Source organism: Neobacillus sp. D3-1R (genome assembly GCF_052180215.1).
Lineage (GTDB): Bacteria > Bacillota > Bacilli > Bacillales > Cytobacillaceae > Pseudoneobacillus.
Genome location: NZ_CP197471.1, coordinates 4,368,411 through 4,382,210, shown reverse-complemented (window position 1 = coordinate 4,382,210; position 13,800 = coordinate 4,368,411). Strand labels below are relative to the sequence as shown.

Genomic DNA, 13,800 nt, shown 5'->3' with positions numbered 1-13,800 from the left:
CTAATCATCATTTCCACTGATTCAGACCTGTGGAGACCTGCCTTTTTGGTGGGTCTTTATTTAGATAAAGCTTATGAAGAACAAAAAGTATACAAAGTTAAGGGGGAAAGTATTTCATAACACCTATGAAGAACAAAATGACCTCAAAAACAGAAGAAAAAGTATTTCATCATACATATGAAGTGTAACCTGTTTAAAATCAAAACATGTTATACTATTCTGAAAAAGGGAGGGGATAACATGGAAGAGAAAGTATTGAAAGCAATACAAGATGAGTATCCGGATGATTTTGCATGGTGTTATGGGTGTGGAAGGTTAAATGAAGAGGGACATCATTTTCGTACCGGTTGGAATGGAGAGCAAACGGTCACTATTTATCAACCAGAAGCGAAACATGCTGCACTTCCAGGGTTTGTCTACGGTGGAGTGATGGCATCCTTAATCGATTGTCACGGAACGGGGTCTGCCTCATTAGCCTTACATAGAAAAAATGGCCATGAGCCTGGAGATGGTGCAGAACCACCACGATTTGTGACAGCTTCTTTAAAGGTAGACTTCATGAAGCCAACTCCGCAGAATATCCCATTAAAAGCCGTAGGGACTATTCAAGAAATCCATCCAAAGAAGTGGAAGGTTGAAACAGAGGTTTTTGCAGGGGATACTCTTTGTGCCCGTGGTGAAGTGGTTGCGGTTGTCATGCCTAGTACATTTTTAGTAAAAGAGTAATTTAAAAAAGCGTGAATTCTAAAAGAAATTCACGCTCTTTTCTTCTAATACAGTGGCACTTTCCATTTATCCTTCAGTTCGTGATATCGAGTAACGGAAAGTAATTTCAACGTTAACTCATCTGGCACCTCATCCAAGCCATATGTCATTAACTCCGTCGTTGTTTTAAAGCGGCCATTTTCATCCTTTTCATCAAGAATGGAACCACTATGGAACGTTTCATAGGTTTTTCCAGTTTGGTCAACCAGAGTCCATACACCTAGAGCAGAAGAAAGTGCTTCTTTTCCACCTTCCATTTCTATTTTAAAAATGGTTTTCTTTTCAATTGGAATGAGTGACTTTCTTAACGAGAATTCACTGTCTTTTTCAGCTTTTTTAATGGTCACAAAGTTACCTTCGTATTCAAAACTGATCGGATGTTTTTTTAATTCTTTCGGTTTAATTTTAATGAAAAAATCAGATGGCTCTGTTTTAAAAATTCCATCTAAAACGAAGGAAAGTTTTTCTTTATCCTTTTTAGGAATAAAGGATTGATTCCATAATACATGTCCGATGTCCTCAGGAATATCTTCTCCACTTCCCTGTAAAGTTCCTGAATCACTAGGGTGTCCTTTTCCGTTGAAAAAGGTATTATGGTGCAATATAGCTTTACCTTCTTCATTTTCAATATGATATTGAATGTCAGTTCCAAAATTGGCCAAACTGTTTTTTCCATACTGTTCCTCAAGTTGGCTTATTTTCGGAATCAATTCGGCTTTCGCTTCATCCGTTAAAGCAGTCTCGTAAATAATTTCAGTAGTAGATGGGGCAAATCGAATTTCCTTCATGTTAACAGAAACTCCTTGGAAACTGATCTGTTTCCCTTTTAATGGAACAGTGGTTGTGGCCTGAAGACTTTCTTTCAAGTTAATTGGAACATCGAGCTGCCAATTACCATCTCTTCCGTCTAATTCACCTAACTGAATTTTAACCATCAGTTGTTCTGGTGTAGGGATATCCCTTAATGAAAACTCAATTAACCCATATTCATGTTGGTTTCCCCAGCTCATATTGTTTAGCTCTAGCTTTTTTCCCCCATCATCGAAAACAGTAATGGAATTTTGGGGATGACCAAGTTCAAAATAAGGGTTTTTTACTTTACCAGTTTCAGATAAGATCTGGTAGGATAGGGCGATTCTTGAAGAGTCTGCCATCACATCTTCAATTTTAAAGGTTAATCCTTTATCCGTTACTTCTTGATTGAGGCGTTTTACAAAACCTGCTTCATTTGCCACTCTTAAGCCTTCGTCCACTTGACTGGATGAAAATAATCCATCAATCCATTTTGCAAAAGCTGGATTTAAACTTGTGCTTACCCCAATAGCCAACACGACTCCAGCTGCTGAAAACAGCATTTTCTTCCATGGCGCTTTTTTTAGTCGAATCGATTTCTGCTTATAGGGCTCGACTTGTTCAAGAACAAGTGAAGCAAAATCGTCTGGCAACGTCGGAGTTTGTAAAGTTTCTTTTAGGAATTGCTGTTCATGTCTAAAAGCCTCTATAATCAGTTGGCATTCCTTACACGTTTCAGTGTGACTTTTTATATCAATAAGTTCCTGCCCTACTAATAGTTCATCTACAAATTGCGAGAGTTTATCTGTCGTTGGACACTTCATGAAAGTAACCTCCTTCTCGTTTAACCGTTTCTCTCATTTTCTTTTTCGCTCGATGTAATTTGTTGCGGACATTGGAAATCGGTGTGTCGACCATCTCACTTATTTCTTCATAGCTCAGATCGTTGATGTAACGTAAGAGGATAATCATTCGTTCATCTTCAGGCAGGGTGGCAATTAACCTTTCCAACTGTCTATGCTTTTCTTTTTTGAGAAAAATGACTTCTGGATGATTGGGATTATCGAGTTTTTCTTCAGTTAATTCGACTTGTTTCATTTGATAACGTTTTTTACGAAATTCGTCCATACAGTGATTGACCGTAACACGATAAATCCAGCCTGCAAACTCTCCTGTACCATCATATTTTCCTAACTGATGGTACACCTTGATAAAGGCTTCTTGGACAAGATCTTGTGCATCCTGCGGGTTTTTCGTCATCCGTAAAATCGTTGCATATAATGGATTTTTATATTTATTGATAATGTGAGCAAAGGCTTGTTTGTTCCCTGCTAGAACTTCGCGGATCCATTGGATTTCTTCCTGCATAATAACCTCCTAACTCAAACGTACATGCGCATGTTTCGTTTTTGTTTGTGTTTCATCAAGTATAACGAGTCCTTCATCGGAAAAATTTCAAGGCTAATGAAAATTTTTTAAAAAAATTGGGGGATTTTTCAATAAACTTCCCGGGAAATAAGGTTTCCCATAGATTGATCTCCGCTAAGTAACATCTCTTTTACAATATAAGGAAACTGATTAGCTCTGTAAACACAAAAAAGCCCAGCATGCAAATCATGTTGGGCATAAACATTATTTTAAAAGATCTCGGATGACCTCATTGGTTAAGTTCGGTACAACCTCAAGAGAATAGGTCATTTCCATTCGCTCTAATTTTTTATGAGCATCAATACCATAAGGACCTATGTTAATGACAGGTACATTTATATCACGGATATCCTGAAATTCAATGAAGTGTTTTGTGCCCCAACCAGGATTATTTTTAGAAACGGCATTAATTCCTTCTTCATCATCACTTAGAGCGACAAAGCTCATGTCCGAGATATAAGGGAAGAAGTTTCTCGTCACGATTGGATGTTCATAGGTTGGTTGGACGGTTTCAACAGCACGATCCAAGGCATCAATTAAAGCTTGCTCATCATCTGTTTTCCCCGATAACTCAATACGTGGGGAATACAGAGAAGAGTAGAATACAATAATGGCTGGGTTTTTATCCTTCATCCATTTCCATGCCTCTTCTACGACTCTAGCGGCAAACATACGGATATCTAAATCCTTATTGTCCAAAAGTGCTTTTTTAAAAGAATCCATATGGGAAGTAAAGGCTTCGCCATTTTCTTTGATTAAAAGCTGTTCCATTTCTTCGTAAATAAAGACTCTCGGCTTCCAAGTAGGAGCAACATACTTTTCGCCGCTTAACGCGCAATATTTTTGATAACGCTCATCAAAAGAAGTGAGTGTATTTTCAAAGGCAGTGGTCGCTTGCTCCTTTAATATTTCTAGAACCTGTTTTGGTGACCAAGAATGGATAAAGAAATTGTAATAGACATACGCCGATAACGCAGTTTGAACCGTATAGGATGGCTTCAAATCAGTTTGCTTTAATGATACCGGAGGAACAGTTGTTTCCCCGAGAGCTTCATTACAAAGATCTGGATTATAGTTAATCTGCTTTGTCAGTTCAGCTGCAATAAAGTTAGGGTCTAAACCTTCAAATGCAGAACCAACGTGAGTTTCAGCCCCTGTGATAAAGAAGGATGGAAGGAGCTTTCCAACAGTACCTTTGTAAATATAGCGGTTTTGATCACCTTCATAACGAGGGGAAACAAAATCAGCATTGATAGCTGCAACATATTCAAAGCCATGCTCTTCCTTCCAGGCCTTAAGTGTTTTTAGAGCAGAAAGGACACCATGTGAGCTATCCTCTTCATCACATTCTGCTAGTAGTACCAGATTTCCATCCAGTTCATCAGGATGCTCAGAATAATATTTTAATAGATAAAGATGACTAGCAACGCCACTCTTCATATCAAGGACACCACGGCCAAATAACCAGTCTCCTGAGTTTAACTGCTCTTTAGCAGAAGCAGGCAATTCTTCACTTTTAAGTGCTTCCATCAGTTCATCTGGATAGCATGCCTTATCTTTTAATTGAGTAAAATCATCAATTCCAACAGTATCGATATGCCCCATTAAAATAACCGTTCTTTTGCTAGTTCCTTTTGTCCCTTTTACAAAAGCAAGGACATTGTATCTTTCAAAATCATCGTTTATCGTTTGGGAAACGGTGACGTAAGAAGGATTTTTTGAGAAGTATGGGAAAGAAGAAATCATCTTATGTAAGGAATCGGCAATAACCTTTTCGCCCTCTGTGTTAACAATACTCTCAATGTTAACAAGTTGATTCGTAAAAGCGAGTACTTCTTCACGACAGTTCAACATACATTTAGCCCCCATTTTCTGAGAATTGGTATTGTACAAAATGTATATCATGGATGAAATAAACGTCAAGGATTTTATTTTTATAATAAACTGTAAATTTTTACTATTGTAATATATCAAATACTGTGTATATAATTTGTATATTGTTACAAAAATGTGAATAAAAATCCTCATCTTGCAAGCATTAGATGGGGTAGAGGTCGCGATTTATAAGAGTATCCTATTTGAGATGAAGTGAAATCTATGAAAATAGGAAAAAGGATAAATCGCCGAAGCTGCTGAATCTCACTGTTTCAGAAAGCTGGGGCTGCACTCGAAAAGGGGCAGAACTGTCACAATTCTTTTGAATTGTGGAGAACTATCTTCACCAATGCTTATAGAACGAGGGTGTATAGGACACCGTCATACCCAGAAGGGGACGGTGTTTTTTTATTTTTAAACGTTTTTTAAATTTTGAAAAAAGGGGACAGTACAACGATGAAAAAACTTACGATTATCTTGATTTCAGCATTGCTAGTCATTTTATCTGCTTGTGGTGCAAAGGGAAGCAACGGTTCAGGAAAAGAAGAGAATGGTCTGCAATTAGTAAAGGAAGGTTCTTTAACATTCTCGATGACGGGTATGTACCCGCCATTAAATTTTAAAAAAGATGGAAAATTAACTGGTTTTGATGTGGAAATTGGAACAGAAATTGCGAAGAGAATTGGTCTTGAAGCAAACCCTGTAACTAACCCGTGGGAAACGATCATTCAAGGTTTAAAAGCGAAAAAATATGATGCAATCATAGGAAGTATGACTGCTACACCAGAGCGTGATAAGCAAGTTGACTTTACAAATCCTTACTATCTGTCAGGTGCACAGATCTTTATTGCAGAAGATAACACCGATATCCAATCAAAAGAGGATTTAAAAGGTAAAAAAATTGGTGTGATTCAAGCTAGTACTTGGAAGGATATGGCCGATGAATTATCGGATGATGTAAAAGGGTATCCAACTGACGTAAATGCTCTACAGGATTTAGCGTTAGGCCGTTTAGATGCGGTAATCACAGATAAAATTGTTGGTGTAAACGCAATGAATGAAAAGGGCCTTAAGATTAAAGCAGTTGGTGAATTATTAAATGAAGACCGCGTAAGTGTCGCTGTAAATGAAGGTAACAAAGAGTTGGCAGATAAAATTAACGAAGCAATTCAATCCATGATTGATGATGGAACATATGAAAAAATTAGTATGAAATGGTTCAATACCAATGTTATGGAGAAATAATGGAACAAATTCCACGCAATCTTAAGGAGGCTTAATCATGAGTTTTTTCCACAATATAATCGGCATCCTAACCGAGCATGGAATAGCCTTCTTACAGGCTTCATGGATGACGATATCGATTACAGCAATCTCACTACTATTTGCAACCATAATAGGGATAATATTTGCAGGTTTTAAAATTTCTTCTATTAAACTATTAAATCGAATAGCGGATATATATATTGGAGTAATTCGTGGGACACCGCTAATCGTTCAAATTATGTTTTTATACTATGGACTAGCTAATTTTGTCACGTTAGATAGTTTTACAGCGGGAGCATTAGCTTTAGGGATTCATACCGGCGCTTATATCGCTGAAATATTTAGAGGAGCCGTCCAATCGATTGATCGCGGTCAGATGGAGGCAGCAAGATCGCTTGGAATGTCTTATTCACTAGCCATGAGACGAATCATTTTTCCACAGGCGCTAAAAAGGGCAGTCCCATCCTTAGCCAATCAGTTTATCATTAGCTTAAAGGATTCCTCGCTGGTAGCTTATATTTCCGTTACAGATTTATATAATACAGCCCTAACGGTGCAAGGTGAAAACTACATGCCGTTTGAAACATACTTTGTCGTTGGACTATATTACCTAATTATTGTTCTCATTTTCACTTGGTTTGCTAACCGTCTTGAGAAAAAATTAGACGTAAGTAAACCGAAGGAGGTTAAAATCGCATGATAACGATAAAAAACCTTTCAAAATCCTTCGGTTCATTACATGTTTTGAAAAATATCGATTTAGAGATAAAGGAAAAAGAAGTAGTCGTTTTAATAGGAGCAAGTGGTTCTGGGAAAAGTACGCTTCTTCGTTGCTTGAACTTTTTAGAGGTAGCAGAGAGTGGAGATATTGTCATAGATGCTGAAAAAATCGATGCTTCTAAGACCAATTTAAATAAGATAAGAGAAAAGGTCGGCATGGTATTTCAGCATTTCAACCTGTTTCCACATAAGACGGTATTAGAGAATATTATGGAAGCACCTATGTTTGTACGGAAAGAAACGAAGGCTGATGTCAGTAAAAAGGCTATGAACCTTTTGAAAAAAGTAGGTTTGGAGGATAAAGCAAACTATTATCCTGATCAGTTATCCGGTGGGCAAAAGCAGCGTGTCGCCATTGCTAGAGCTTTAGCTATGGAACCGAAAGTCATGCTTTTTGATGAGCCTACTTCTGCATTAGACCCAGAATTAGTTGGAGAAGTATTACAGGTTATGAAGGATCTTGCGCGTGAAGGTATGACGATGGTGATCGTGACACATGAAATGGGATTTGCAAGGGAAGTGGCTGATCGTGTTGTGATGCTAGCAGATGGAAATATCATTGAACAAGGTCATCCAGATGATATATTCAGTAATCCTAAGCATGAACGAACTAAACGGTTCTTAAAGCAAATTTTATAAAAAAACAGAAAAAGCCGTAGGTGTGACGAATTTCGTTGTCTACGGCTTTTTTACTTTCTAAAAAAATATCTATTAAAGAAACAGTACTAAAATAATAGAATGAAATAGGTAATAAAGTAATGTTTTTTTATAGGATTATGTTTTGTATACAAGTATACAAAACGTAATCTTGATGTATACAAAAGTGTATTCTTGTGTACAAAACCGTACACTTCTAGTTGTAGCGCTATGTATACAGCTTTGTAATCGTGTAAACAACTTTGTCGTTTATGTACACAACTTTTTAATCATGTATACAATTTTCAAAATAGGTGTTCCTCTTGATACACAACTTTCGCATTATTGATTCATCTATTAAGCTTCTATACCCTTTTAATAAAGGATCGTTTTTATAGAAATGACCTATATGAATAGATTAAGAAGGAAAGGGATGATTCGATGAATACTTCGAGAATTACAGCAATTGACGTAGGAAATGATTGTGTAAAGGCACTTTTTGGGAAACCTGCTTATGAGCTATACATACCTAATGTGATTGCAAGGGATACGGAGGATAGACCTGTCATTGGGATTGAAGATTTAAATGATAAGGATCCGTTGGATGGTATTCATATAAGAGTTCATTCCCCCGCTTTAAAAGAAAATAATGTGATTTACCGTGTGGGAAATTTAGCGACGAAAAGTGATAATGCCTCTGAATTAGACCCTGGAAGTAGCAAGTCTGAAGAGGATCAAACCTTAGTTATGCTATTTGCGACGCTGGCATTAGATGCCGTAAGAGACGAAAACGCCAATCTTTTTAAAAAAATAAATAATGTGATTGATGCAAACTATACCCTTGGAACCGGCTTACCACTTAGAGAGGTAAAAGAAGGAAAGGACGTTGGCTATCGATCACAGCTCCTCAGTTCCGTCCATCAAGTAGAATTCCTCGTCACGCCTAAATACCAAGGTTTAAAAGTCAATATTAAATTTGATCAGGTAAAGGTCTATCCTGAAGGCTTTGCTGCTTATATCAACTTAGTTATGGATAATGATTTAAATATTATTAACCGTGACTTAATCGATAAAAGTATACTTATTCAGGATATTGGCGGATTATCAACCGATGTGGCTGTGATTAAAAACCGCAACGTCGATGATGATAAAGCACAAGGCTTTAATATTGGAGTATCCGAATCTCTAGAAGCCATTAGAGAAGAGATCCGAACGAAACATGGAATTGAATTAGATAGCCGTCGTGATGTAGTGGAGATTATTACGAGAAAAAATGATCGTAACCATATTATGGTCAAAGGCAGTCGTACAAGCGTACATGATATAACAGACCGAATTCTTTTAGAATTAGCGAAAAAACAATATCGCCACCTGCGCAATGTTTGGCAAAAGAATTCACAAACGGAAATCTGCTATTTTGTCGGCGGTGGAGCAATGGTGTTAAAGGATTACCTGAAAGCACTAAACAATGGTCTTGATGGCTACAATATTGAGTTTTTTGAGGATGAAAAGGAAAGCATCTGGATGATGGCTAACGCTTATTATAAATTGATTTCCGACTATGTTCGAAAAAACAATAAAGAGCCTGAAGTGAAAGAGAAAGAGAAACAACCAGCGGGGAAATAGGGTGATTTCATGACAAATAAGGGAACGACTCGAATACAGAGAGGACAAGCGATAACCTTTCGTCTCCCTTCTGATACCCCTGACCACATCATTAAGCAATTACAAAAATTAAAAGAAACAGAAAGACGTAACTTTTCTAGTAAAATTGCTCAATTCACGATAGAAGGCGTCACCAAATCCATGGCAAAGGAAAGAGAGACGATTACGATTCCCCTTCCCAAGCAGCTAAGTAAAGAACAACGTAACTGGCTTAGACATTCACACTCAGAAGCCCTTTTAGGAAGTATCGTCTATCAATTATTAGCAGACCCAGTGCGGGCTACTACAGTTTTAGCATCTTTAAATAGCCATTCTCTTGATATTAACGAAGCCCTTTATTTGCAGGAAAATGATAATGTGGAAAAGGAAATGGTCTTTGAAACAGAAATCATCTCCCCTGAAGTGAATGACTTTGAAGATGATATGCTTGATTTTGATTGGGAAAAAGCAAAGCAAGAGATCGCGGTTTCAGAGGATGATTCAAGTGACCATGATGAGGAATTGGATGCGGACGACCTGCTGGGCGGTTTTCTAGCCAATATGAATAAATAAAGGTTGTTTTTTTGGAGAGAATTCCTAGTTTGGAGATAGAGAGGTTCTGTTATCAACCGTATTTTCGATTTTATCAACCGGAATGGGAACTTTATCAACCGCATTTCGAGATTTATCAACCGTTATAAGAATTTATCAACCTCCGCACTGCCCTGCTATACAATAAAAAAATCCCAAGTGCCATCTAATCAGCACTTGGGACTATTTATTACGCTTCCACTTCACTCATTAAAGCATGAGTGTTATCTTCTGTATCCTTAAAGAAGGCCATCCAAATTTCAGTCGAGCCCATTTTACCGACAATATGTGGTTCATCGATAAACGTAACCCCTTTTTCTACTAAGTTTTCATACTTTTCCTTTAAGTTTTCCACTTGAAAATAAATAACAGAACTGGACGTTGAAAACTCCTCTTTTTCTGGCAGGCTCAGCATTAATCTTAGGCCATTACACCCAAAAAATGCCAAGCGGTCTGTATTAAATAAAAGTGGCAACTCTAATTTTTCTTGATAAAAAGTAACCGCAGTCTCGATATTTTTTACAGGTACTCCAATTTGTCCAACCTTTTGAATCATATGTATCTCTCCCCTTCATTCATCTACTTTTTCATCATAAAATAAATTTCAATCTAATTCTTATCCAATATCACCTTTTTCCGAAATTGTAAGGGCGAAATTCCTACGTGCTGTTTAAACATTTTGCTGAAGGAGACAGGGTTTTGAAAGCCCACTTGAAAAGTAATTTCGGTCATATTTAAATCTAACCTGCGTAATAGCTCCATAGCCTTCGAAATTCTTAGAATAGAAATATGTTGGTGCGGTGTTTTACCGTATATTTCTGAGTAGTTTCTTAACAAATGGTTAGGCGATAAACAAGCTATATGTGCAATATCTTGTAATTGTATCGGCTGATGGTAGAACGATCGAATATAATCATGAGCGATACTAATTCTTCTATATATTTCTTCTCGTGTAGCGACTCGATGAGCTTTTAAAGAGTGAACTTCCTTTATGGTATCTCTATGAATAAATAAAATAGTCTCCATGATTTTATGGAATTGTTCCTCAAGCCAGTGTAGATCATCCTTGAAAAAATGGTAATTCATTTTGAAAGTCTCAATTTGATAGGATAGTGTTGGATGATCTTCGTATGTTTTTTCAAAAAAGCCAATAGAACCAAAAGTTTTAAAAGGATCATCAAGGAGTTTATCCGAAGATTCTTCAAATGTACGAGAAATCTCTTCAGCAAAGCCATTTTTAAAAAATAGGCAAAAGGACTGTACCTCGTTTTCTTCCTCAATGGAAATGGTGTAGGGTCCTTCGTTAAGTAAAAGATAACGTGACTCTTCCACCGTAAAGAAACCTTTATTCGTTTTATATTGTACATTTCCATTTTGAAAAGTTTTTATTGAAAGCTGCCCAGTACCTTCCCAGAAAAACTGGTTACTCGCTGCATGTAATACAAAATTGGTTGAGCCTTTGTTTCCCATGTTATCCCTACTAACCATGATAGATTCCTTGGTTAAATATTCTTTACCTACTGTAAAAAACCTCTTTAAGATTGGAAAAAGACTAAATTTGATTAATAAATCCATTTTGTGGTGAAGCTGAATCTATTCAAAATTTTTAAAAATTGAGGTGTAAGTACTGAAATGGTTTTGAGTACAAAACGAAAACTCATTTATATTGGAAGCTTTATTTTAGGGTTTGGCTTTATGGGAGCATTGGATGGAATTATTTTTCACCAACTGCTGCAATGGCATAGTGTCATTATGAATACGGATCGTCCAGGGCAAATTGCCAGTGATGGCATTTTCCATTTTGCTGTAACGGTTACTCTAGTAGTTGGAGCGATTATTTTATGGGTTGGCGGAAATCCGATGGATCATAAAAGAGGCATAAGAGTGCTAATCGGCGGGTTTTTACTAGGGGCAGGCATTTTTAATTTGGTAGAAGGAATAATTGACCATCACCTATTACAAATCCACCATGTTAAGCCAGGTGATCCCAATGAATTAGCCTATGATTTAGGTTTTCTGGCTATTGGACTTCTTTTAGCATTAATCGGATATATCCTTCAAAGAAATCAAAAAGAAAGTACCCGTACAGCAGAAGTATAGGAGGAAGGAATATGTTATATAGAATCATAAGCTTTATTGTTCTCTTTCTCTTTGTCTTTGTTATGCTTTATTTCCATAATGAATCAGGCCATCATCATGAAGATGCTATTGAAAAAGCTATCTCTACAAAAGAGATAGCTTTTACCATTTTATTTCAATAGATATACTCTTGCTTCGTATGGCTTTAATTCAATACGATCAATAGCTTCGTTTTCGTCGACTTCGTAGTTGTGGATGAACAGTTGCTTTTCAGTGTATTGAATATCGCTAGGAAGTTCAAAAACTGGCTTTTCAGCAGAGAAGTTTAACATTACTACCATCGTTTGATCTTCATATTTTCGAACATAAGCATAAATTTGTTCATGGTCTGGAAGGATCAGGTCATATGATCCGTAAACCATGATCGGATTTTGCTTTCGCAGTTGAATTAAATTTTTATAATAATGGAAGACAGAGTTTGAATCTGCCACCGCCAGTTTTGCATTAATTTCTTTATAATTTGGATTTACTTTTAACCATGGCGTGCCTGTTGTGAATCCAGCATGTTCACTGTCATCCCATTGGATAGGAGTACGAGCATTGTCGCGTCCTTTTACATAAATAGATTGCATTACCTTTTGTTGATCTTCGCCATTTTCGATGACTTTTTCACGATACATATTTAAAGTCTCAATATCTTGATAATCATCGATGGAATCAAAAACAACATTGGTCATTCCAAGTTCTTCCCCTTGGTAGATATAAGGTGTTCCTTTCAGTGTATGTAGGAACGTCGCAAGCATTTTAGCTGATTCGAGACGGTATTCTTTATCATTTCCAAAGCGGGATACCATGCGCGGCTGGTCATGGTTATTTAAGTATAGGCTATTCCAACCGACGGTCTCTAACCCTTTTTGCCATTTTGTAAAACTATCACGGAGAGCAGAGAGCTTTAATGGACGTAAATCCCATTTTCCTCCTGGACCAGAATCTAAATCGACATGCTCGAATTGGAAGACCATGTTTGTTTCATGACGATTTTCATCTGTATAGAGTTGTGCTTGCTCCACATTCGCACCAGGCATTTCCCCTACCGTCATCACATCATAACGAGAAACGGTTTCTTTATTCATTTCTTGAAGGAACTCATGGATACGAGGACCGTTAATAAAATAATCTCCACCCGGAGCATAGCGTTTTCCTTCAGGGTTTGGCGCATCCGGAAGACCAGGTACTTTAGAGATAAAGTTAATCACGTCCATACGGAAGCCGTCGATTCCCTTTTCTAACCAGAAGTTCATCATATCGTATACTTCTTGACGAAGTTTAGGATTTTCCCAGTTTAAATCAGGCTGTTTTTTGCTGAAAAGATGGAGATAGTATTCACCCGTTGCCTCATCATATTGCCAAGCCGAACCACTGAATACAGATTCCCAGTTATTCGGTTCCTTGCCGTCTTTCCCTTCATGCCAAATATAGTAATCACGATAAGGATTATCTTTAGACTTACGAGATTCAATGAACCATGAATGTTCATCCGAACTATGGTTGACCACCAGGTCCATAATCAGCTTGATTCCACGGTTGTGCATTTCTTCTAAAAGCTTTTCCCAATCCGCCATCGTTCCGAATTCATCCATGATGTCACGGTAGTCACTAATGTCATAACCATTATCATCATTTGGTGATTTATAAACTGGTGATAACCAAATCACATCAATTCCTAATTCTTTTAGGTAGTCTAGTTTGGAAATAATCCCTTGAATATCGCCAATTCCATCGCCATTTGAATCCTTAAAGCTTCGAGGGTAAATTTGGTAGATAACCGCTTCTTTCCACCATTGCTTTTTCATATTTGATCACTCCAATATTCTTTTTAAAAATAAAGCTGTGTTAAATTTGGTTGATTTCCTCATAAATATCATAAAGGAAGTGGAGGAGTGC

14 protein-coding genes and 1 riboswitch are annotated in these 13,800 nt (G+C 37.2%); of the genes, 8 read left to right on the top strand and 6 right to left on the bottom strand.

All coding sequences use genetic code 11. From position 1 onward, the window contains the following. Positions 1-240 precede the first annotated feature (240 nt). Positions 241-726 (top strand): PaaI family thioesterase, encoded by a 486-nt coding sequence (locus ACSBPO_RS22010; protein WP_442597118.1) that lies wholly within the window; start codon positions 241-243, stop codon positions 724-726. A gap of 44 nt (positions 727-770) precedes the next feature. On the opposite strand, the gene ACSBPO_RS22005 is transcribed toward ACSBPO_RS22010, so the two are convergent. The 3 genes from ACSBPO_RS22005 to ACSBPO_RS21995 form a co-directional block, all read right to left on the bottom strand. Then, positions 771-2,381: a DUF4179 domain-containing protein gene (locus ACSBPO_RS22005; protein ID WP_442597116.1), complete on the bottom strand. Its 1,611-nt coding sequence runs from the start codon at positions 2,379-2,381 to the stop codon at positions 771-773. Next, complete coding sequence (locus ACSBPO_RS22000; protein ID WP_442597114.1) at positions 2,359-2,925, bottom strand: RNA polymerase sigma factor; 567 nt, start codon at positions 2,923-2,925, stop codon at positions 2,359-2,361. Before ACSBPO_RS22000 ends, ACSBPO_RS22005 begins: the two co-directional genes overlap by 23 nt. Before the next feature lie 264 nt (positions 2,926-3,189). Continuing rightward, positions 3,190-4,839, bottom strand: a complete 1,650-nt coding sequence (locus ACSBPO_RS21995) for a M20/M25/M40 family metallo-hydrolase (RefSeq protein ID WP_442597112.1) — start codon at positions 4,837-4,839, stop codon at positions 3,190-3,192. 186 nt (positions 4,840-5,025) lie between these two features. Then, positions 5,026-5,208: riboswitch (Lysine riboswitch) on the top strand. 108 nt (positions 5,209-5,316) lie between these two features. On the opposite strand from ACSBPO_RS21995, the gene ACSBPO_RS21990 reads away from it, so the two are divergent. The 5 genes from ACSBPO_RS21990 to ACSBPO_RS21970 all read left to right on the top strand — a co-directional run bounded on the left by ACSBPO_RS21990 (position 5,317) and on the right by ACSBPO_RS21970 (position 9,759). Continuing rightward, the gene (locus ACSBPO_RS21990; RefSeq protein WP_442597110.1) at positions 5,317-6,105 is read left to right on the top strand and encodes an ABC transporter substrate-binding protein; all 789 of its coding nucleotides are present in this window, start codon (positions 5,317-5,319) and stop codon (positions 6,103-6,105) included. Positions 6,106-6,142: 37 nt separating this feature from the next. Further along, positions 6,143-6,826, top strand: coding sequence for an amino acid ABC transporter permease (locus ACSBPO_RS21985; protein ID WP_442597109.1), 684 nt, complete (start codon positions 6,143-6,145; stop codon positions 6,824-6,826). Continuing rightward, entirely contained in the window at positions 6,823-7,545 is a 723-nt protein-coding gene (locus tag ACSBPO_RS21980; RefSeq protein ID WP_442597107.1) for an amino acid ABC transporter ATP-binding protein, read from the top strand. Before ACSBPO_RS21985 ends, ACSBPO_RS21980 begins: the two co-directional genes overlap by 4 nt. Before the next feature lie 438 nt (positions 7,546-7,983). Next, positions 7,984-9,168: an Alp7A family actin-like protein gene (locus ACSBPO_RS21975; protein ID WP_442597105.1), complete on the top strand. Its 1,185-nt coding sequence runs from the start codon at positions 7,984-7,986 to the stop codon at positions 9,166-9,168. A gap of 9 nt (positions 9,169-9,177) precedes the next feature. Beyond that, positions 9,178-9,759 carry a hypothetical protein gene (locus tag ACSBPO_RS21970; RefSeq protein WP_442597103.1) on the top strand — a complete coding sequence of 194 codons (582 nt, stop codon included), beginning with the start codon at positions 9,178-9,180 and terminating at the stop codon, positions 9,757-9,759. Between the two features lie 208 nt (positions 9,760-9,967). Here the strand turns inward: ACSBPO_RS21970 and ACSBPO_RS21965 are convergent, their stop codons facing one another. Continuing rightward, entirely contained in the window at positions 9,968-10,333 is a 366-nt protein-coding gene (locus ACSBPO_RS21965; protein WP_442597101.1) for a VOC family protein, read from the bottom strand. 53 nt (positions 10,334-10,386) lie between these two features. After that, a complete protein-coding gene (locus ACSBPO_RS21960) occupies positions 10,387-11,247 on the bottom strand; it encodes a helix-turn-helix domain-containing protein (protein WP_442597100.1) in 861 nt (286 codons plus the stop codon). 162 nt (positions 11,248-11,409) lie between these two features. Here ACSBPO_RS21960 and ACSBPO_RS21955 point away from each other — a divergent pair, with 162 nt between their 5' ends. Beyond that, entirely contained in the window at positions 11,410-11,877 is a 468-nt protein-coding gene (locus tag ACSBPO_RS21955) for a DUF2243 domain-containing protein (protein ID WP_442597098.1), read from the top strand. Between the two features lie 11 nt (positions 11,878-11,888). Next, positions 11,889-12,038 (top strand): hypothetical protein, encoded by a 150-nt coding sequence (locus ACSBPO_RS21950; protein ID WP_442597096.1) that lies wholly within the window; start codon positions 11,889-11,891, stop codon positions 12,036-12,038. Here ACSBPO_RS21950 and ACSBPO_RS21945 read toward each other — a convergent pair. Then, positions 12,027-13,709, bottom strand: a complete 1,683-nt coding sequence (locus tag ACSBPO_RS21945) for a glycoside hydrolase family 13 protein (RefSeq protein WP_442597094.1) — start codon at positions 13,707-13,709, stop codon at positions 12,027-12,029. The genes ACSBPO_RS21950 and ACSBPO_RS21945 overlap by 12 nt on opposite strands. Positions 13,710-13,800: the final 91 nt, after the last annotated feature.